Below are 18,823 nucleotides of genomic sequence, written 5' to 3'. Positions count from 1 at the left end.
CGGGGCGCGGGCGGCGCCCTCTTCCGTGACCGGTCCTGCTAGCGCCCCGGCGTCAGCTGGATTCGTTCCACCGTTTCCTTCTCGACCGCGCCACGGCTGTAGACCAGCGGCACGTACTTGCCTTCGAGCCACAGCGGCGCCAGGTCGCGGTAGTTCGGGCTGTCGGGGTTGCCCGACTGGCCCGGCGTGTTGATGACGCGCGAGGCGTCCCAGTTGCCCACGTCGAGCACCATGCGAAACGAGGCGCCCGAGGTCAGCTTGTAGTCGTTCGCGCGGTAGGTGGCCGCCATCGGCGTGAACGACGAGCCGGACATCGGCCAGTCGCCCACCTCGAGCTTCTTGCGCGTGGCCGCATCGACCACGCCGCCCAGCGGATGCCGGAACTCGGCGCGGTGCAAGGCGCCCCACTTCCACGCCGCCGGGTCGGGCCCGAGCTTGGCGGACAGCTCCTGCATGGCGGCGGGCAAGGTCGTCAGCAGCAAGGCATCGCGCTGCGCGTTGCTGACCCAGCCGGACGGGTTCTCCAGCAGCAGCACCATGCGCGTGTTGTCGCCGGGTGCGGCCAGCGCGGCGGCGGCATCGCCCGCTCCCGCCTTGAGCACGGCCTGGCGCAGGAACTTGCTGCTCCACACCTCGTACAGCGCTGCCGCTGCGCTGTCGCGGTCCATGGTGCCGTCCCAGCCCTGGAGCAGGCGCAGCGCCGCCGCGGTCTGGGCGTCGTCGCTGCGCTGGCCGGCCAAGAGCTTCAGCACGCGCTGCGCCGGCGTCGCGACGATGTCGTTCTGCATGCGCTCCGAGTCCTCGATGGTGAAGCGTGAACCTGCTGCCACCTTGGCCGCGAACAGTTCCTTGAGCCGGCGCGCGCGGGCCGCATCGCTCCACTCGTAGCCCACGCCCTTCTTCGCTGCGGGATGGTCGGGCGGGATGTTGTTCTCGTTGGCCGTGACCACGTAGCCGCGCGCGGGGTTGAACTCCGAGGGCAGCTCGTCGCCGTTGCGAAAGCCCGACCACTCATAGCGGCCGTCGCCGGGCACGGGCAGGAGGCCGTCCCAGTTCGGGCGGATCGGCGTGAGCCCGCCCGGAATCCAGCCGACGTTGCCGCTGCTGTCGGCATACACCTGGTTCTCGCCCGGTGCGCCCCAGCGGTTCATGGCCGCGCGGAACTGGTCCCAGTTGCGCGCGCGCATGTAGTCCATCGAACCGAAGTACGGCGCCATGCCGGGCTCCAGCCAGGCGGCGCGCAAGGCGAAGGCGCGGCGCTTGCCGGGCTCCGCGACCAGCACCGGGCCGTGGCGCGTGAAGGTGTTGACCACCTCGCGCGGCGCGGCCTCGCCCTTGACCGCGATGCGCTCGGTGACGCGCGTCATCGGCTCCCAGCGGCCCTGGTAGCGGTACTCCTCGGGGTTGGCCGGGTTCAGCTCGTACACGTACAGGTCTTCCTGGTCCATGTAGAAGCGCGTGAGGCCGAAGGCGATGGTGCCGTTGTGGCCGATCGACAGGCCCGGCAGGAAGGGCTCGCCCGCGCCGATGGCGTCCATGCCGGGCGCGCTCAGGTGCGTCATGTAGCGCAGGCTCGGTGCGCCGTGCGCGCGGTGCGGGTCGTTGGCCAGGATGGGCCGGCCCGTGGACGTGAGCTTCGGCGCGATGACCCAGTTGTTGCTGCCGTAGGCGGCGGTGGGATCACCCTGCGACGCCTCGTCCTGCTCGGCCTTCGCGGCCATCGCCTCGGCGCTGCCGGGCAGCAGCGCGACCGGCGCGGAAGACGCACCCGCGTTCATGCCCACGCGCGTGTTCTCCTTGGTGAAGCGCGGCGCATCGGTCGCCCGCAGGTAGGCCGCGCGCAGCTCCGCCGCTGGAAGGCTGCAAGGGTCGAAGCCTTCGGGCACCTTGGGCGTCACCGGCGGATCGAGCTCACGGCGCAGCCAGTCGGCCTTGACGCCCGGCGCGCCGGCGCAGAAGGCGCGTGCGCGGTCGACCTCCGAGCTGAAGTTGAGCGTGAGCCCGTGGTGCCGGATGCGCACCACGTCTTCGGGCGACCACGTGGCCGGCTGGTAGCCCAGCAGCGCGAACTCGGTGGGCAGCAGCGCGGGCTGCGCGCGCACCTGCGCCACGTAGGCGTTGACGCCGGCCGTGAAGGCCTCGGCCACGCGCTTGGCGTCGGAGCCGTAGGCCAGCCATTCGCGGTACATGTCGCCGCGGTAGAGCACGGCGCGCGCGGCGCGGTCGCTCTCGACCCAGGCGGGGCCGAAGTCCTTCGCCATCTCGCCCAGGCCGCGCTTGCGCCACAGGTCCATCTGCCAGAGCCGGTCGCGCGCGGCGATGAAGCCCTGCGCCACGAAGGCGTCGTAGAGCGTGCCGGCGTACAGGTGCGGCACGCCCCAGCGGTCGACCAGCACTTCGGCGGGCTTCTCGAGGCCGGGCACCGCGAAGGACGACGAGGGTCGCGTGGGCGTGTTCACGCCCGGGGCATTGGACGCACACCCTGCGAGGGCGAGGACCGCCAGCGACACGGCGCCCAGGGAAAGCCGATGGTTCATTCTCTTCATGCAGTTCGTCTCCGGTCTTGTTGTGGATTGGCAGCGGGCAGTATCCCGATTTCTGTCACCCGACGGGTGACAAGGCATGACTTGTAGACTGGCGCGCTATGCAGCCCACCACCCCTTCAACCTCCTCCTGCGACAGCTGGCTCGCCGGCGCGATCCGCCGCATCGAAGCCGACTACCAGCGCAGCGCCGACACGCACCTCATTCCGCTGCCGCTGCCCGCGCTGGCTGCGCACGGCATCGACCTGTACCTGAAGGACGAATCGACGCACCCCACCGGCAGCCTCAAGCACCGGCTCGCGCGCTCGCTGTTCCTGTACGCGCTGTGCAACGGCTGGGTGCGCGAAGGCACGACCATCGTCGAGGCCTCCAGCGGCTCCACCGCCGTGAGCGAGGCCTACTTCGCGCGGCTGCTGGGCCTGCCCTTCATCGCCGTGATGCCGCGCAGCACCTCGCCCGAGAAGGTGGCGCAGATCGCCTTCTACGGCGCGAGCTGCCACTTCGTGGACCACGCCGCGCAGGTGTACGACGAGGCCCGCGCGCTGGCCGAGCGCACCGGCGGCCACTACATGGACCAGTTCACCTACGCCGAGCGCGCGACCGACTGGCGCGGCAACAACAACATCGCCGAGAGCATGTTCCAGCAGATGGCGCGCGAGCGGCATCCGGTGCCCGCGTGGATCGTGGTGGGCGCCGGCACCGGCGGCACCAGCGCCACCATCGGGCGCTACCTGCGCTTTCGCTGCCACGACACGCAGGTGTGCGTGGCCGACCCCGAGGGCTCGGTGTTCTCAGCCTACCACCGCAGCGGCGACGCCACGCTCACGGCACCCGGCTCGCGCATCGAAGGCATCGGCCGCCCGCGCGTGGAGCCCAGCTTCGTGCGCACCCTGGTCGACCGCATGCTCGAAGTGCCCAACCTCGACTCGGTGGCCGCCATGCATGCGCTGTCGGCGCTGCTGGGGCGCAAGGTCGGCCCGTCGACCGGCACCAACTTCGTCGGCATGCTGGCCGTGGCGCACGAGATGCGCGCGGCCGGCCAGCAGGGCTCGATCCTGTCGCTGCTGTGCGACGCGGGCGAACGCTACCTGCCGAGCTACCACGACGCCGACTGGGTGCGCAACGCCTTCGGCGACATCGCGCCCGCGCAGCAACGCATCGACGCGCTGGTGGCGGGTTGATGGCCATGCGCCCGACCCGTGGCCTCATCGCGCGGCGGCAGCTGTTGCTGCTGGCCGCGCTGGCCGCCTCGGGCGCGCCGCATGCCGCCTGGGCCCTGCCCGCGAAGGCGCTGCAGTTCCCGCGCGACTTCGGCAGCCACCCCGAGCTGCGCACCGAGTGGTGGTACATCACCGGCCACGGCCAGACCGCCGCGGGCCGCGCGTTCGGTTTCCAGGTGACCTTCTTCCGCTCGCGCGTCGACGCCACGCAGGCCATGCGCTCGGCCTTTGCCGCCAAGCAGCTGGTGTTCGCGCACGCCGCCATCACCGACCTCGAAGGCCGCGTGCTGCGGCACGACCAGCGCATCGCACGCGCGGGCTTCGACGTGGCCTCGGCCAGCGAGACCGACACCGACGTGCGGCTGCGCGACTGGTCGCTGGTGCGCGACGCCGGCAGCGGCGCCTACAGCGCGCGCATCCCCGCCGGCGAATTCACGCTCGACCTGCGCTTCGCGCCGTCGCAGCCCGTGCTGCTGCAGGGCCGCGAAGGCCTCTCGCGCAAGGGCCCCGATCCCGAGCAGGCGAGCTACTACTACAGCGAGCCGCAGCTGCAGGCGCAAGGCCGCCTCACGCTGCAAGGCCAGGCCCCGTTCGAGATCGCCGGCACCGCCTGGCTCGACCACGAATGGAGCGAGGCGCTGATGCACCCCGAGGCCGTGGGCTGGGACTGGATCGGCATGAACCTCGACGACGGCAGCGCGCTCACCGCCTTCCACCTGCGCCGCCGCGACGGCAGCGCGCTGTGGTCGGGCGGCTCGTTCCGCCCGCGCGGCGGCGCGGCGCGCATCTTCCAACCCGGCGAGGTGCGCTTCGAGGCGCTGCGCAGCTGGACCAGCCCGCGCACGCGCGCGAGCTACCCGACACACTGGCGCATCGACACGCCCGCGGGCCGCTTCGAGGTGCAGGCCCTGCTCGACGACCAGGAACTGGACAGCCGCGGCTCCACGGGCGGCGTGTACTGGGAAGGGTTGAGCGAGCTGCGCGATGCGCAACAAGGCCGGCGCGTGGGGCGCGGTTACCTCGAGATGACGGGGTACGCGGCGCCGCTGCGGCTGTGAGCCGAAGCACAGCGCGATGGGCTACTTCACGCCCTGGCTCAGCGCCTGCGCCGTGTGCGCGACAGCGCGCGGACGTGGTCGTCGATCGCCGAAGCGACGGGCGCGAACTCGGCGGTGCTCAACCGCTTGAGGTCGCGCGGCTCCTGGAAATCCTTGAGCTGCCGCACCCGTTGCCGCTGCTGGGCGAGCATCGGCTCGTAGGCCGCGAGGTTCAGCGGCGGGTCCATGACGAAGACCTTGGCTTCGATCGCGGGCACCGCGTAGTACCGCGTCGACCCCAGCATGCTGCGCGTGAAGAGGCCCGAGTTCTGCATGACGCTCTCGCCACAGGGCCCGCCGGTGCACTCCAGGCGCGCCTGCGTTCGCGTCGCCTCGACGAGGACCACCGCGGCAATCTGGTCGTCCTTCAGCTTGCGTGTCGCCCACGCCTGCGCAGGATTCGCGATCCATCGATCGTGCTTGAAGACGGCCAGCGCGTTGACGGAGGTCGTGGCAAAGCTCGTGAGCCGCACCACCTGGAAGCCGGCCTTCTCCAGCTCCGACGTGAAGGCCTCGTAGACCTTGGCCGTGGGGTTCCAGGGAAACGGGTACGTGGTCGAGAAGTTGTTGAAGACGGTCGTGCCCACGTGCATGTGTTCCGCGGATGCGGTGGGGATGCGCACCAGCAGGCCGACCTTCGCGCCCTTCGCGAGCTGGCCGCCGTTCGGCGGCAGCGGCGGTGGGGTCATGCACCCTGTCAGCGCGAGCGCCACGAAAAGTGCGAGCAGCCGTCTGCGCATGGGGGTCTCCTCCATCTTCTTGTCGGTGTGGGCCTGTGCGGCCGGGTGCGGATGATTGTGCCGAGCGCTGCATGCGGCGTCGCCACGGGAACCGGTGGTTTTGGACAGCGTCGGCTTGTCAGTGCCGATGAGGGCCGCGACTCACGCGGAGACCGTCACCCCATTGCGCGCCAGCACCGCCAGCAGCTTCGGAATGTCGGGCGCCGGCCCGACCGGAATCTCGCGGTCGATGGCGGTGAACATCTGCGCGGCCATCGCGTCCTGCCCCGTGATCTCGAGCATCTGACCGCCGCCCTTGCCGTAGTGAAAGCCGTGCACCGTGCCGCGCGGCACGTGCACCAGCGTGCCGGGCTGGCACCGATGCGCCTGGCCGTCACAGAGGAATTCGACCTCGCCGCCGAGCACGTAGAACGACTCGTCCCAGTCGTGGCTGTGCGGTGGCGGGCCCGTGCCTTCGTCGCCGCGCTGGAAGGTGACGCCGTAGCTTTGCGTCGAGGCATTCGACGCCAGCACCGTCACCTGCGTGCCGAGCACGTTCAAGGGCGTTTCGCGCCGCTCGGGCGGGAGGACAAAGTACGGAAGAAGGGCCATGGCCGGCTCCTCGAAGTGGGAGCCGGATTCTGCGCCCCGGCCACAGGAGGCACAAGCGGTGGCGCCGCAGGGAGGGTAACCCCCCGCTGTCACGCCACCGGCATCGCTACTTCGCGCGGCGGCGCTCGATGAAAGCGATGATCTCGCCCATGATGCCCTTGCGGAAGGCCAGCACGCAGATCACGAAGATCAGGCCCGTGACCATGGTCACCGACTCGCCCAGCGTGTTGAACCAGTCGACGGTCGTGATGCGCGCCAGGAAGTTGCCGAGTTCGCCGATCTTGTTCTCGAGCAGCACGACCACCGCCGAGCCCACGATGGGGCCCGACAGCGTGCCCAGGCCGCCCACCAGCGTCATCAGGATGACCTGGCCCGAGGCGGTCCAGTGCACGTCGGACAGCGTGGCAAAGCCCAGCACCAGCGTCTTGAGCGAGCCCGCCAGGCCCGACAGCGCAGCCGAGATCACGAAGGCCAGCAGCTTGAAGCGGCTCACGTCGTAGCCCAGCGAGAGCGCGCGCGGCTCGTTTTCCTTGATGCCCTTGAGCACCTGCCCGAACGGCGAGTGGATGGTGCGCACGATCAGCAAAAAGGCCGCGACCACGATCACCAGCGCCACGTAGTACATGGTGAGGTCGTTGGACAGGTCGACGATGCCGAAGAGCTTGCCGCGCGGCACGCCCTGCAGACCGTCTTCGCCGCCCGTGAACTTGGCCTGCAGCGCGACGAAGAACATCATCTGCGCGAGCGCCAGCGTGATCATCGCGAAGTAGATGCCCTGGCGGCGGATGGCCAGCACGCCGAACAGCCAGCCCAGCAAGGCGCCGGTGAGCGTGCCCGCGATCAGGCCCAGCTCGGGCGTGAGGCCCCAGACCTTGATCGCATGGCCCGCCACGTACGCGGAGCCGCCCAGGAAGGCCGCGTGGCCGAAGGACAGCAGCCCGGTGTAGCCCAACAGCAGGTTGAAGGCCGCGGCGAACAGCGCGAAGCACATGAGCTTCATCACGAACACCGGGTAGGCGCCGAAGAACGGCGCGAGCACCAGGGCGACCAGCAGCAGCGCGTAGACGACGGTGGAGATTTTTTTCATGTTCATGCCGCTCGCCTTATTTCTCTTTGCCGAACAGGCCGGCGGGGCGGATGAGCAGCACGATGACCATGATCACGAACACAACCGTCGAAGAAGCCTCGGGATAGAAAACCTTCGTGAGCCCCTCGATCACGCCCAGGCCCAGGCCCGTGAGGATGGCGCCCATGATGGAGCCCATGCCGCCGATCACGACCACCGCGAACACCACGATGATGAGGTTCTGCCCCATCAGCGGCGACACCTGCATCACCGGTGCGGCCAGCACGCCGGCGAAGGCGGCGAGCGCACAGCCGAAGGCGTAGGTCAGCGTGATCATCAGCGGCACGTTGACGCCGAAGGCTTCCACCAGCCGCGGGTTCTCGGTGCCGGCGCGCAGGTAGGCACCCAGGCGCGTCTTCTCGATCACGTACCAGGTCGCAAAGCAGATCACGAGCGACGCCACGACCACCCAGGCACGGTAGTTGGGCAGCACCATGAAGCCCAGGTCGGTGGCACTGGACAGCAGCTCGGGCGCGTCGTAGGGCAGCCCCGACACGCCGTAGACCGAGCGGAACACGCCTTCGATCAGCAACGTGAGGCCCAGCGTGAGCAGCAGGCCGTAGAGGTGGTCGAGCTTGTAGATCCAGCGGAGCAGCAATCGTTCGATGACCACGCCGAACAGGCCGATGAGGACCGGCGCGGCGATCAGCATCACCCAGTAGTTGACGCCCAGGTACTCCATCGCCATCCAGGTGAGGACGGCCCCGAGCATGAACAGCGCGCCGTGCGCGAAGTTGATGACGTTGAGCAAACCGAAGATCACCGCCAGCCCGAGGCTCAGGATGGCGTAGAACGAGCCGTTGACCAGCCCCAGAAGGAGCTGGCTCAACAAGGCGGGAAGGGAAATGTTCATAAGCGTTTCAACGAACCCGGGCGCCGCAAGGGCGCCCGCGGGAGGTCACTTCCAGAGGGCGCAGCGGCTTTCGGCCTTGGTCGTGAAGACTTCTTCGCCCTTGAGCTTCTGGACCACCTTGTAGTAGTCCCACGGCTGCTTGGATTCGGCCGGCGACTTGACCTGCACCAGGTACATGTCGTGCACGAAGCGGCCGTCGGCGCGGATGCTGCCCTTGGCGTAGAAGTCGTCGATGGGCGTGGACTTCAGCGTGGCCATGACCTTGTCGGCATCGACCGTCTTGGCGGCCTGCACGGCCTTCAGGTAGGTCATGGTGGCCGAGTAGTCGGCGGCCTGGATGTCGGTGGGCATGCGCTTGGTCTTCTCGAAGAAGCGCTTGCCGAAGGCGCGCGTCTTGTCGTCCAGGTTCCAGTCCCAGCTGGTGGTGAGCAGCAGGCCTTCGGTGTTCTTCAGGCCCAGGCTGTGCACGTCGGTCACGAACACCAGCAGGCCCACCATCTTCATGCTCTTGGTGATGCCGAACTCTTTCGCGGCCTTGATGCTGTTGATGGTGTCGCCGCCGGCATTGGCCAGCGCCAGCACCTGCGCCTTGGAGTTCTGCGCCTGCAGCAGGAAGGACGAGAAGTCGGAGGTGTTGAGCGGGGCCTTCACCGAGCCCAGCACGGTGCCGCCCTTTTCCTTCACGACCTTGGTCGCGTCGGCTTCGAGGGCCTGGCCGAAGGCGTAGTCGGCGGTCAGGAAGTACCAGCTCTTGTCGCCACGGCCGATCACGGCCGCGCCGGTGCCCTTGGCGAGCGCGACGGTGTCGTAGGCGTAGTGCACGGTGTAGGGCGAGCACTGCTCGTTGGTGAGCGCCGAGCTGCCCGCGCCGTTCACGACGAAGACGCGCTTCTTCTCCTGCGCCACCTTGGCCATGGCCAGGGCCGTGCCGGAGCTGGTGCCGCCGAACAGCATGGTCAGGCCCTGCGTGTCGATCCACTCGCGCGCCTTGGAGGCGGCGATGTCGGCCTTGTTCTGGTGGTCGGCCGTGAGCAGCTCGATGGGCATGCCGTTGACCTTGCCGCCGAAGTCGTCGATGGCCATCTGGATCGCCAGCGCGCCGTTCTTGCCTTCGACGTCGGCGTACAGGCTCGACATGTCGGTGACGAAGCCGATCTTGACCTTGTCCTGTGCCTGGGCGGCACCGGCGGCCAGCGCAGCGGCGGCGAAAACGGCGGAGAGAGCGAATGTGGTGGTCTTCATGGATGTTGTTCCTGTGGGGTGTTCGGTGGTGTCACTTCCAGAGCGTGCACTTGGACTCGGCCTTGGTGGTGAACACCGTGTCGCCGGGCAGCTTCTTCACGAGCTTGTAGTAGTCCCACGGCGTCTTCGATTCGGCGGGCGACTTGACCTGCATCAGGTACATGTCGTGCACGTAGCGGCCGTCGGGGCGGATCTGGCCGGTGCCGAAGAAGTCGTTGAGCTTCATCTTCTTGAGCTCGGCCATGACCTTGTCGGCATCGTCGGTCTTGGCGGCGTCCACGGCCTTGAGGTAGGTCATGGTGGCCGAGTAGTCGGCGGCCTGGATTTCGGTGGGCATGCGCTTGGTCTTGTCGAAGAAGCGCTTGGCGAACTTGCGGGTCTCGTCGTTCAGGTCCCAGTACCAGCTGGTGGTGAACTGCAGGCCTTCGGTGTTCTTCAGGCCCAGGCTGTGCACGTCGCTCAGGAAGATCAGCAGGCCGGCCAGCTTCATCGACTTGCCGATGCCGAATTCCTTGGCGGCCTTGATGCTGTTGACGGTGTCGCCGCCCGCGTTGGCCAGGCCCAGGATCTGCGCCTTGGAGTTCTGCGCCTGCAGCAGGAACGACGAGAAGTCGGACGCATTGAGCGGATGGCGCACCGCGCCGACGATCGTGCCGCCCTTGGCCTTCACGACGGTGGAGGTGTCGGCTTCGAGCGCGTGGCCGAAGGCGTAGTCGGCCGTCAGGAAGAACCAGGTCTTGCCGCCGCCGTCGACCACCGCGGCGCCGGTGCCCTTGGCGAGCGCGACGGTGTCGTAGGCGTAGTGCACGGTGTAGGGCGAGCACTGTTCGTTGGTGAGCGCCGACGAGGCCGCGCCGTTGTTGAAGTACACGCGCTTCTTCTCGGCCGCGACCTTGGCCAGCGCCAGGCCCACGCCCGAGTTGGTGCCGCCGAAGACCATGCTCAGGCCTTGCGTGTCGATCCACTCGCGCGCCTTCGAGGCGGCGATGTCGGGCTTGTTCTGGTGGTCGACGGTGAGCAGCTCGACCGGCTTGCCGGCCGCCTTGCCGCCGAAGTCGTCGATGGCCATCTGGATCGCCAGCGCGCCGTTCTTGCCTTCGAGGTCGGCGTACAGGCTGGACATGTCAGTGATGAAGCCGATCTTGACCTTGTCCTGGCCTTGCGCCTGGGCGGACGCTGCGAGCGCCAGTGCGCTGAAAGCCAGGGCGAAAGCGGTGAGCTGATTTTTCATGGATGTCTCCAGCAGTGGCAAGGGGTGAAAGAACTCAGACGCCGAGCAACTCGGTCAGCACGGGCATCTTGGCTTCGAGCTCGGCGGCGCCGAACTTCTCGACGATGCGGCCGTGCTCCATCACGTAGAAACGGTCGGCCAGCGGCGCGGCGAAGCGGAAGTTCTGCTCGACCATGACGATGGTGTAGCCCTTGGCGCGCAGCGTGGTGATCATGCGGGCCAGCGCCTGCACGATCACGGGCGCCAGGCCTTCGGAGATTTCGTCGAGCAGCAGCAGCTTGGCGCCGGTGCGCAGGATGCGCGCCACGGCCAGCATCTGCTGCTCGCCGCCCGACAGGCGCGTGCCCTGGCTGTGGCGGCGCTCGGCCAGGTTGGGGAACATGGCGTAGATCTCGTCGACCGACATGCCCTGCCCTGCGCCCTTGAGTTCGGGCGGCAGCATCAGGTTTTCTTCGCACGAGAGGCTGGCGAAGATGCCGCGTTCTTCGGGGCAATAGCCGATGCCCAGGTGCGCGATGCGGTGCGTCGCCATCGAGACGGTCTCGACGCCGTTGACCTTGATGCTGCCCTTGCGGGCGCCGGTGAGTCCCATCACGGCGCGCATCGTCGTCGTGCGGCCCGCGCCATTGCGGCCCAGCAGCGTGACGACCTCGCCCGGCTGCACGACCATGTCGACGCCGTGCAGCACGTGCGATTCGCCGTACCAGGCCTGCAGGCCCTTGATTTCGAGTGCAGCGGTCATCAGTGAGCCCCCTGCATTTCGCCGTCGGTGGTGCCCATGTAGGCTTCCATCACCTGCGGGTTCTTCGAGACTTCGGCGTACGGGCCTTCGGCCAGCACGGCGCCGCGCTGCAGCACCGTGATGGTGTCGGCAATGGTGGAGACCACGCTCATGTTGTGTTCGACCATCAGAATGGTGCGTCCGGCCGACACGCGCTTGATGAGCTCGGCCACGCGGTGCACGTCTTCGTGGCCCATGCCCTGCGTGGGTTCGTCCAGCAGCATCAGCTCGGGCTCCATGGCCAACGTGGTGGCGATCTCGAGCGCGCGCTTGCGGCCGTAGGGCAGGTTCACGGTCTGTTCGTCGGCCAGCTCTTCGAGGCCCACCTCGGCGAGCAGCTCGCGGGCGCGCACATCGAGCGGCTTGAGCGACTTCTCGCTCTTCCAGAAGTGGTACGAGGTGCCCAGCTTGCGCTGCAGGCCCAGGCGCACGTTCTCGAGCAGCGTGAGGTGCGGGAACACGGCGGAGATCTGGAACGAGCGGATCACGCCGCGCCGCGCGATCTGCGCCGGGCGTTCGCCCGTGATGTCGTGGCCGTTGAACAGGATCGTGCCGGCTGTGGGCTCGAGGAATTTGGTGAGCAGGTTGAAGCAGGTCGTCTTGCCGGCACCGTTGGGGCCGATGAGCGCGTGGATCGAACCGCGCTTCACCGAGAGGTCGACCTTGCTGACCGCGGTGAATCCCTTGAATTCCTTGGTGAGCTGGCGTGTTTCAAGAATGACGTCGCTCATCTCGCGGCGTCGTCCGTGTGCGGAAAAAAGAAATCGGTCATGCGGTCCATCTCAATGCGCCACCATCGAGCGCGGACCGATTGTTGGTGGCTGCTATGCAATTGCATACTGGGGCAAATGCCTATGCTGCACTGCAACCATTCACAGAGTGCGCCCCCTCTGTGCGAGCGACTGTCGTCCCGACGACATTGCGCACCGCAGCACGCACACCTGCGAACGCGCGATGCATGCACGCGCACCGTCATGAGGATGTCGGGCACGCATGCACGCTTCGTGAAAAACTGGCGTGCCCGCTGCGCTGCCGCGATGCGCTTTCACCCGGATTGAATCCATCACCGCCATGCCGAACTTCCGCTCACCCGAATTCCTTGTCGACCACATCGCCCACACGCTGGCGTTCTACGCGCCGCGCAGCCGCGATGCCTCGGGCGGCTTCTTCCATTTCTTCAAGGACGACGGCACGGTGTACGACCGCCGCACGCGCCACCTCGTGAGCAGCACGCGCTTCGTGTTCAACCACGCGATGGCCTGGCGCCGCTTCGGCCGGCCCGACGATCTTGCGACGGTGCGCCACGGCCTGGCGTTTTTGCAGACCGCGCATGCGCAGCCGAATGGTGGCTATGCATGGCAGATCGACTGGGATGGCCATCAAGCCACGGTGCAGGACGGCACGCAGCACTGCTACGGCCTGGCCTTCGTGCTGCTGGCGCACGCGCATGCGCTGATGGCCGGCGTCGAGGAAGCACGCGCCGGCCTCGCGCACACCCGCGACCTGATGGAACGGCATTTCTGGGAGCCCGCGCACCAGCTGTACGCCGACGAGGCGACGCCCGGCTGGCAGGTCGGCCCCTACCGCGGCCAGAACGCCAACATGCACGCCTGCGAAGCGATGCTCGCGGCCTACGACGCCACGCGCGAGCCCTTCTACCTTCAGCGCGCACACACGCTGGCCGAGAGCATCACGGGCCGGCAGGCCGCGCTCGCCGACGGGCTGGTGTGGGAGCACTACCGCGAGGACTGGTCGATCGACTGGGACTACAACCGCGGCGACAAGACCAACATCTTCCGGCCCTGGGGCTTCCAGACCGGCCACCTCACCGAATGGGCCAAGCTGCTGTTGCAACTCGAGAGCCACCTCGGACCCGGCGCGCCCGGCACCGAATGGATCGTTCCGCGTGCACGCCACTTCTTCGACACCGCGATGCAGCGCGGCTGGGACGCCACGCACGGCGGGCTGGTCTACGGCTTCGGGCCCGACGGCGCGGTGTGCGACGGCGACAAGTACTTCTGGGTGCAGGCCGAAAGCTTCGCCGCCGCCGCCCTGCTCGCGGTGCGCACGGGCGACGCCGGCTACTGGGACTGGTACGACCGGATCTGGGCCTACAGCTGGGACCACTTCGTCGACCACGCACACGGGGCGTGGTATCGCATCCTCACGCCGCAGAACGCGAAGATCAGCGACGAGAAGAGCCCGGCGGGCAAGACCGATTACCACACGATGGGTGCGTGCCATGACGTGCTGAAGGCGCTGGGCCACGGCGTGAAGTAGCCGCGTCACCCTTCACGATCCGCACAAATCTTGTGCGGCCACGCATCTACCCCGCAGCGCGCGGGCTGCCTACGCTTCAGGCCTTCTTTCACTCACGCAGAGAACGCATGAAGCACCCCAGCATTCGCAGCCTCACCGGCGCTGTGCCGACGAACCGCCTAGCTCCCGCCAGCACGGCGCTGATCGCGATCGATTTCCAGAACGAGTACTTCGACGGGCGCATGCCCATTCCCGATGGCCTCGCCGCCCTGCGCCAGGCGCGGCGCCTGATCGATGCCGCCGACCGGCATGCGATGCCGGTGTTCCATGTTCAGCATGTGGCACCCGCCGACAGCCCGATCTTCGCGGACGGCAGCCACGCCTTCGGCATCCATGACGAATTGCGCCCAGCACCGCGCCACGCCGTGCTGCGCAAGGCCACGCCGAGCGCCTTCGCGGGCACCACGCTCGAGGCCGAACTGCAGGCGCGCGGCATCACGACGCTGATCCTCACGGGCCTCATGACGCACATGTGCGTGTCGGCCACCGCCTTCGACGCGGCACCGCGCGGCTACCAGAGCCTCATCGTGGGCGATGCCTGCGCGACGCGCGACCTCGACCTGGAGGAAGGCGGCGTGCTGGGCCACCGCGAGCTGCATCGCGCGGCGCTGCGTGGCGTGTCGGACGTGGTGGCCGAGGTGCGCTCGACCGACGAGGTGCTGCGGCTGCTGGACGCGGGCCGCTGACGCCCTGCCCTTCGCATGCCCCCACGAATCCAACCTCTTCGATCCATGACCATGAAACGCTCTTCTGCCCTGTTCCTCGCCCTGTCCTGTGCCCTGTGCGCGCCGGGCTTCGCCACCGCCGCCACGCCGGCACCCCGCACGCCGATCTCGGCGCCCGCCGACACGCTGCAATGGCAGGCCCTTGCGGGCGGCATCCGCTACGCCAACGTGCGCGGCAACCTGACGGGCAATGGCCCGTACGAAGCCTTCGTCGAATTCCCGGCCGGCTTCGACAACCCGCACCATCGCCACACGCAGGCGCTCCCGTCCGTCGTGCTCTCGGGTGTGTTCTATGCGATCTTCGGTGACGGCAAGAAGGTGCTGTACCCGGCCGGCTCGTACTACCTGCTGCCGGCGCGGCTGCCGCACCGCAGCGGCTGCGAGCCGGGCGCGAACTGTCTGCTGTTCCAGTACCAGAGCGATCGCTTCGACCTGGTGCCCACCGCAGCGAAGTAAGGCGCTGACGCCGCGCTCAGTCGCTCTGCCCGTGCGCGGGCAGGTAGCGCGCGGCGGCAAAGTCGACAAACGCCCGCACCTTCGGCGACAGGTGCCGGTTCTGCGGATACAGCGCGTACAGGTTCAACGGTTGCTGGCGGAATTCGGGCAGCACGCGCACCAGCTCGCCACGCGCCACAGGGTCGCGCACGAGGAACGCCGGCGATGCCGCCAGCCCCGTACCCGCCAGCGCGGCGCTGCGCAGCACGAGCCCGCTGTTGGCCTGCAGCCGCCCGCCGACATCGACTGTGTGGACGCTGCCGTCCGGCGCGGTGAAGCTGGGCTGGGCGGCCTTCGCGGCCAATGAATAGTTCAGGCAGTCGTGCCCCGCCAGGTCGGCGGGCGTGCGCGGCGTGCCGCGCCGCTGCAGGTAGGCGGGCGACGCCACCCACCACTCCTCGAAGCTCGCGAGGCGCTTGACGATCAGCGTCGAGTCCGAGAGTGCATATGCCAGTCGCAATCCCACGTCGAAGCCCTCTTCGATCAGGTCGACGAAGCGGTCGTTGCACACGAGGTCGGCCTTGACCTGCGGGTGGGCGTCGAGAAAAGCCGGCAGCCACTGCGCCAGCTCCTCCAGCCCGAAGGACATCGGCGCGTTGATGCGCAGCAGGCCCGTGGGCTCGACCTGGTGCTGCGCCACGACCAGCGCCGCGGTCTCGACCTGGTCGAGGATCTGCCGCGCGTGCTCGTAGTAGGTCTGGCCCGCCTGCGTGAGCGCGAAGCGGCGCGTGGTGCGGTTGAGCAGCTGCACGCCCAGTGCCGTTTCCAGCTGCTTGACGTGGCGCGAGACCACCGTGTGCGACACGTCCATCGCGTCGGCCGCGGCGGTGAAGCCGCCGGCCTCCACGACGGCGCGGAACGCCTTCATGGCCGCGAACTGGTCCATGCGCGAGCGCTGCCGGTTGTCAGTGCGCGCCGGCGGCCGCGTCGCCGCCCGCGCCGCCCTTTTGCGGCCGCGCCAGCCACACCAGCGGAATCAGCAGCAGGAACAGCACCGCCGAGGCATAGAAGATGTCGTTCGTCGCGAGCATGAACGACTGCTGGTCGACCAGGCGGTTGATCTGCCCGAGCACCTGCTCGGAACTGAAGCCGCTGCCGGTCAGCCCCGAGATGGCGCTGGTGGCCGCGCTGTTGCCCGGGTTCACCGACTCCACGAGCTGCGCGTGGTGCAGCGCCGCGCGGCTGTCCCACAGCGTGGTGGCGATCGAGGTGCCCATGGCGCCCGCCGTGATGCGCAGGAAGTTCGACAGCCCCGACGCGGCCGGAATGCGGTCGGGCGTGAGGCCCGACAGCGTGATGGTCACCAGCGGAATGAAGAAGAACGCCATCGCGATGCCCTGGATGATCGTCGGGATGATGATCGTCACGAAGTCGGCCTGCGTGTTGAAGTTCGAACGCATCCACAGCACCAGCGCGAACACGAGGAACGAGAAGGTCGCGTAGCGGCGCGGGTCGATCTTGGACACGGTGAGGCCCACCACCGGCGAGAAGAAGATCGCCAGCAGCCCCACGGGCGCCATGATCATCCCCGCCTGTGTGGCGGTGTAGCCCATCCACTGCTGCAGCCACAGCGGCAGCAGCACCACGTTGCCGAAGAACAGGCCGTAGGCAATGGCCGTGGCCACCGCGCCCGACCAGAAGTTGCGGCGCTTGAACAGCGACAGGTCGACCACCGGGTGCTTGTCGGTCAGCTCCCAGACCAGGAAGAAGGCGAAGCCGACCACGGCCACCACGGCCATCGTGACGATCTCGGCCGAGTGGAACCAGTCGAGCTCCTTGCCCTTGTCGAGCATGAGCTGCAGCGAGCCCACCCACAGCACCAGCAGCGCCAGGCCGATGGCGTCGATCGGCACCTTGTGCGTCTTGCTCTCGCGCTTGTGGTACAGCGTCCAGGTGATGGCCGCGGCCACGATGCCCACCGGGATGTTGATGTAGAAGATCCACGGCCACGAGATGTTGTCGGTGATCCAGCCGCCGAGCAGCGGCCCCATCACCGGCGCGACCAGCGTGGTCATCGACCACATGGCCATGGCCAGGCCGGCCTTGGCCTTCGGGTAGCTCGACAGCAGCAGCGTCTGCGACAGCGGGATCATCGGCCCCGCCACGAAGCCCTGCAGCGCGCGAAACAGGATGAGCGTGGTCATGTTGGGCGCCAGGCCGCACAGCAGCGAGGCGACCATGAACAGGATCACGCTGGCCATGAACAGGCGCACCTGGCCGAAGCGCTGGGTCATGAAACCCGTGAGCGGCACCGCGATGGCGTTGGCCACCGCGAAGCTGGTGATGACCCAGGTGCCTTGCGTGGTGCTCACGCCGAGGTCGCCCGAGATGGCCGGCAGCGACACGTTCGCGATCGACGAGTCGAGCACGTTCATGAAGGTGGCAGCGGACAGCGCGACCGTGCCCCAGACGCGGGCGGAGCCCTCGAGCGGGGGGTGCGCGATATAGGCAGGAGCAGCAGTGGCCATGGCGCGAGCTGTGAGGGTTCAGCAGCCGGCGGCGATCAGCCCGGCTGGCCCTGCGTGGCGACGTGCGCGGCCGGCGCAGCGCTGGAGGCCGCCGGACGGCTCACGGCCGCCGTGGGCGCACCGCGGCCGAGATTGGCGGCCACGATGCGGTCCACCTCGGCGTCGGCACCGCGGTCGAGCTGGCTGTAGACCTGCGTCTGCGCGAACGCGGTGCTGCGCGGCGCGTCGGCCAGCATCTTGCCGGTCTTCTGCGTGATGTCGATCTCGGCGTCCATCGACAGGCCGATGCGCAGCGGGTTGGCCTTGAGCTGCTCGGGGTCGAGCGCGATGCGCACGGGCACGCGTTGCACCACCTTGATCCAGTTGCCGGTGGCGTTCTGCGCCGGCAGCAGCGCAAAGGCGGCGCCGGTGCCCACGCCCAGGCCGGCCACCTTGCCGGTGTACTCGACCTTCTTGCCGTAGACGTCGGCGGTGAGCTTCACGGGCTGGTCGATGCGGATGTTGCGCAGCTGCACTTCCTTGAAGTTGGCGTCGACCCACAGCTGGTGCAGCGGCACGATGGACATCATCGGCGTGCCGGCGGCCACGCGCTGGCCCAGCTGCACGGTGCGCTTGGCCACGTAGCCGTCGACCGGCGCGGGCATGGCCACGCGCTGCGTGGCGAGGTAGGCCTCGCGCACCTTGGCGGCGGCGGCCAGCACGCTCGGGTGCTGGGCCACGCTGGTGCCTTCGGTCAGCGACTGGTTGCTGGCCAGCGCCTCGCGCGCGGCGACCACGCCGGCCTGTGCGGCGGCCAGTGCGCTCTTGGCGTTGGCCAGCTGCGTCTCGGCGTGGTTGAGTTCTTCCTTCGACACGGCGCCGTTGCCCGACAGCGCGCGGCGGCGCTGCAGGTCGTCCTGCGCCTTGGCGATGTCGCTCTGGGCCTTGGCGATGTCGGACTGGCGCAGCGTGACCTGCGCGGCCAGCGAACCGTTGTTCGCGTACAGCGTGCGCACCTGGCGCACGGCCTGCGCGAGCGCGGCCTCGGCCTGCTCGAGCGCGACCTTGGCATCGGCCGGGTCGAGCTGCACCAGCGGCTGGCCGGCCTTCACGAAGTCGGTGTCGTCGGCGCCGATGGCCATGACGGTGCCACCGATCTGCGGCGTGATCTGGATGACGTTGCCCTGCACGTAGGCGTTGTCGGTGTTCTCGTAGTGGCTGGCGACCAGCCATTCGTACAGGCCCCAGCCGCCGCCGGCGACCAGCACCACGGCGGTGAGAACGGTGAGTGCGCGGCGGCGCTTGCCGTTGCTGGCAGGCGCCTCGGGCGCTGCGATGGGGGGCACGGGGGAAGCGGATGTCGGAGTGTTGTTATCGCTCATGATGGAGTTCTTTCCGAAGAAGGCGGATCAG

At 68.4% G+C, this 18,823-nt stretch carries 17 protein-coding genes; 5 read left to right on the top strand and 12 right to left on the bottom strand.

The window, feature by feature from the left end; genetic code table 11:
• Nucleotides 1-38: 38 nt before the first annotated feature.
• Nucleotides 39-2,546, bottom strand: coding sequence for a penicillin acylase family protein (locus tag ACAM52_RS06165; protein ID WP_369646440.1), 2,508 nt, complete (start codon nucleotides 2,544-2,546; stop codon nucleotides 39-41).
• Nucleotides 2,547-2,644: 98 nt separating this feature from the next.
• Between ACAM52_RS06165 and ACAM52_RS06160 the strand changes: the two genes are divergently transcribed.
• Both ACAM52_RS06160 and ACAM52_RS06155 read left to right on the top strand, forming a co-directional pair.
• On the top strand, nucleotides 2,645-3,724 hold the full coding sequence (locus ACAM52_RS06160; protein ID WP_070063094.1) for a PLP-dependent cysteine synthase family protein: 1,080 nt from the start codon (nucleotides 2,645-2,647) through the stop codon (nucleotides 3,722-3,724).
• Nucleotides 3,725-3,729: 5 nt separating this feature from the next.
• A complete protein-coding gene (locus tag ACAM52_RS06155; RefSeq protein WP_369646439.1) occupies nucleotides 3,730-4,821 on the top strand; it encodes a lipocalin-like domain-containing protein in 1,092 nt (363 codons plus the stop codon).
• Between the two features lie 38 nt (nucleotides 4,822-4,859).
• Here the strand turns inward: ACAM52_RS06155 and ACAM52_RS06150 are convergent, their stop codons facing one another.
• The 8 genes from ACAM52_RS06150 to ACAM52_RS06115 all read right to left on the bottom strand — a co-directional run bounded on the left by ACAM52_RS06150 (nucleotide 4,860) and on the right by ACAM52_RS06115 (nucleotide 12,155).
• A complete protein-coding gene (locus ACAM52_RS06150) occupies nucleotides 4,860-5,600 on the bottom strand; it encodes a hypothetical protein (RefSeq protein WP_369646438.1) in 741 nt (246 codons plus the stop codon).
• A 141-nt stretch (nucleotides 5,601-5,741) separates the two neighbouring features.
• Nucleotides 5,742-6,191, bottom strand: coding sequence for a cupin domain-containing protein (locus ACAM52_RS06145; RefSeq protein WP_095746041.1), 450 nt, complete (start codon nucleotides 6,189-6,191; stop codon nucleotides 5,742-5,744).
• 106 nt (nucleotides 6,192-6,297) lie between these two features.
• The gene (locus ACAM52_RS06140; protein WP_174254353.1) at nucleotides 6,298-7,284 is read right to left on the bottom strand and encodes a branched-chain amino acid ABC transporter permease; all 987 of its coding nucleotides are present in this window, start codon (nucleotides 7,282-7,284) and stop codon (nucleotides 6,298-6,300) included.
• 10 nt (nucleotides 7,285-7,294) lie between these two features.
• A complete protein-coding gene (locus ACAM52_RS06135) occupies nucleotides 7,295-8,170 on the bottom strand; it encodes a branched-chain amino acid ABC transporter permease (protein WP_062474069.1) in 876 nt (291 codons plus the stop codon).
• A gap of 45 nt (nucleotides 8,171-8,215) precedes the next feature.
• The gene (locus ACAM52_RS06130) at nucleotides 8,216-9,412 is read right to left on the bottom strand and encodes an ABC transporter substrate-binding protein (RefSeq protein WP_062474071.1); all 1,197 of its coding nucleotides are present in this window, start codon (nucleotides 9,410-9,412) and stop codon (nucleotides 8,216-8,218) included.
• Nucleotides 9,413-9,443: 31 nt separating this feature from the next.
• Nucleotides 9,444-10,643, bottom strand: a complete 1,200-nt coding sequence (locus ACAM52_RS06125) for an ABC transporter substrate-binding protein (RefSeq protein WP_095949065.1) — start codon at nucleotides 10,641-10,643, stop codon at nucleotides 9,444-9,446.
• 34 nt (nucleotides 10,644-10,677) lie between these two features.
• Nucleotides 10,678-11,385 carry an ABC transporter ATP-binding protein gene (locus ACAM52_RS06120; RefSeq protein ID WP_062474075.1) on the bottom strand — a complete coding sequence of 236 codons (708 nt, stop codon included), beginning with the start codon at nucleotides 11,383-11,385 and terminating at the stop codon, nucleotides 10,678-10,680.
• Nucleotides 11,385-12,155, bottom strand: coding sequence for an ABC transporter ATP-binding protein (locus ACAM52_RS06115; protein WP_369646437.1), 771 nt, complete (start codon nucleotides 12,153-12,155; stop codon nucleotides 11,385-11,387). The genes ACAM52_RS06120 and ACAM52_RS06115 overlap by 1 nt, the downstream gene beginning before the upstream one ends.
• Nucleotides 12,156-12,495: 340 nt before the next feature.
• Here ACAM52_RS06115 and ACAM52_RS06110 point away from each other — a divergent pair, with 340 nt between their 5' ends.
• The 3 genes from ACAM52_RS06110 (at nucleotide 12,496) to ACAM52_RS06100 (ending at nucleotide 14,924) form a co-directional block, all read left to right on the top strand.
• Nucleotides 12,496-13,704 (top strand): AGE family epimerase/isomerase, encoded by a 1,209-nt coding sequence (locus tag ACAM52_RS06110; protein ID WP_369646436.1) that lies wholly within the window; start codon nucleotides 12,496-12,498, stop codon nucleotides 13,702-13,704.
• A 107-nt stretch (nucleotides 13,705-13,811) separates the two neighbouring features.
• Nucleotides 13,812-14,429, top strand: a complete 618-nt coding sequence (locus ACAM52_RS06105) for a cysteine hydrolase family protein (protein ID WP_369646435.1) — start codon at nucleotides 13,812-13,814, stop codon at nucleotides 14,427-14,429.
• A 51-nt stretch (nucleotides 14,430-14,480) separates the two neighbouring features.
• Entirely contained in the window at nucleotides 14,481-14,924 is a 444-nt protein-coding gene (locus ACAM52_RS06100; protein WP_369646434.1) for a cupin domain-containing protein, read from the top strand.
• A gap of 16 nt (nucleotides 14,925-14,940) precedes the next feature.
• Here ACAM52_RS06100 and ACAM52_RS06095 read toward each other — a convergent pair whose 3' ends face one another.
• Genes ACAM52_RS06095 through ACAM52_RS06085 form a run of 3 tightly spaced genes read right to left on the bottom strand, consistent with a single transcriptional unit; the run spans nucleotide 14,941 to nucleotide 18,792 of the window.
• A complete protein-coding gene (locus tag ACAM52_RS06095) occupies nucleotides 14,941-15,849 on the bottom strand; it encodes a LysR family transcriptional regulator (RefSeq protein ID WP_369646433.1) in 909 nt (302 codons plus the stop codon).
• Between the two features lie 19 nt (nucleotides 15,850-15,868).
• Nucleotides 15,869-17,431 carry a DHA2 family efflux MFS transporter permease subunit gene (locus ACAM52_RS06090; protein WP_062474087.1) on the bottom strand — a complete coding sequence of 521 codons (1,563 nt, stop codon included), beginning with the start codon at nucleotides 17,429-17,431 and terminating at the stop codon, nucleotides 15,869-15,871.
• 35 nt (nucleotides 17,432-17,466) lie between these two features.
• Nucleotides 17,467-18,792, bottom strand: coding sequence for an efflux RND transporter periplasmic adaptor subunit (locus tag ACAM52_RS06085; RefSeq protein ID WP_369646432.1), 1,326 nt, complete (start codon nucleotides 18,790-18,792; stop codon nucleotides 17,467-17,469).
• Nucleotides 18,793-18,823 lie beyond the last annotated feature (31 nt).

This window comes from Variovorax sp. V118 (assembly GCF_041154445.1).
GTDB classification, from domain to species: Bacteria; Pseudomonadota; Gammaproteobacteria; order Burkholderiales; family Burkholderiaceae_C; genus Variovorax; species Variovorax boronicumulans.
This window is presented reverse-complemented; position numbering and strand designations above follow the sequence as displayed.

Coding starts and splice junctions, on each gene's coding strand:
- ACAM52_RS06090 (WP_062474087.1), bottom strand. CDS start 17,431: ATGGCCACTGCTGCTCCTGCCTATATCGCGCACCCCCCGCTCGAGGGC.
- ACAM52_RS06145 (WP_095746041.1), bottom strand. CDS start 6,191: ATGGCCCTTCTTCCGTACTTTGTCCTCCCGCCCGAGCGGCGCGAAACG.
- ACAM52_RS06135 (WP_062474069.1), bottom strand. CDS start 8,170: ATGAACATTTCCCTTCCCGCCTTGTTGAGCCAGCTCCTTCTGGGGCTG.
- ACAM52_RS06160 (WP_070063094.1), top strand. CDS start 2,645: ATGCAGCCCACCACCCCTTCAACCTCCTCCTGCGACAGCTGGCTCGCC.
- ACAM52_RS06100 (WP_369646434.1), top strand. CDS start 14,481: ATGAAACGCTCTTCTGCCCTGTTCCTCGCCCTGTCCTGTGCCCTGTGC.
- ACAM52_RS06130 (WP_062474071.1), bottom strand. CDS start 9,412: ATGAAGACCACCACATTCGCTCTCTCCGCCGTTTTCGCCGCCGCTGCG.
- ACAM52_RS06140 (WP_174254353.1), bottom strand. CDS start 7,284: ATGAACATGAAAAAAATCTCCACCGTCGTCTACGCGCTGCTGCTGGTC.
- ACAM52_RS06115 (WP_369646437.1), bottom strand. CDS start 12,155: ATGAGCGACGTCATTCTTGAAACACGCCAGCTCACCAAGGAATTCAAG.
- ACAM52_RS06165 (WP_369646440.1), bottom strand. CDS start 2,546: ATGAAGAGAATGAACCATCGGCTTTCCCTGGGCGCCGTGTCGCTGGCG.
- ACAM52_RS06125 (WP_095949065.1), bottom strand. CDS start 10,643: ATGAAAAATCAGCTCACCGCTTTCGCCCTGGCTTTCAGCGCACTGGCG.
- ACAM52_RS06120 (WP_062474075.1), bottom strand. CDS start 11,385: ATGACCGCTGCACTCGAAATCAAGGGCCTGCAGGCCTGGTACGGCGAA.
- ACAM52_RS06150 (WP_369646438.1), bottom strand. CDS start 5,600: ATGCGCAGACGGCTGCTCGCACTTTTCGTGGCGCTCGCGCTGACAGGG.
- ACAM52_RS06105 (WP_369646435.1), top strand. CDS start 13,812: ATGAAGCACCCCAGCATTCGCAGCCTCACCGGCGCTGTGCCGACGAAC.
- ACAM52_RS06095 (WP_369646433.1), bottom strand. CDS start 15,849: ATGGACCAGTTCGCGGCCATGAAGGCGTTCCGCGCCGTCGTGGAGGCC.
- ACAM52_RS06110 (WP_369646436.1), top strand. CDS start 12,496: ATGCCGAACTTCCGCTCACCCGAATTCCTTGTCGACCACATCGCCCAC.
- ACAM52_RS06155 (WP_369646439.1), top strand. CDS start 3,730: ATGCGCCCGACCCGTGGCCTCATCGCGCGGCGGCAGCTGTTGCTGCTG.
- ACAM52_RS06085 (WP_369646432.1), bottom strand. CDS start 18,792: ATGAGCGATAACAACACTCCGACATCCGCTTCCCCCGTGCCCCCCATC.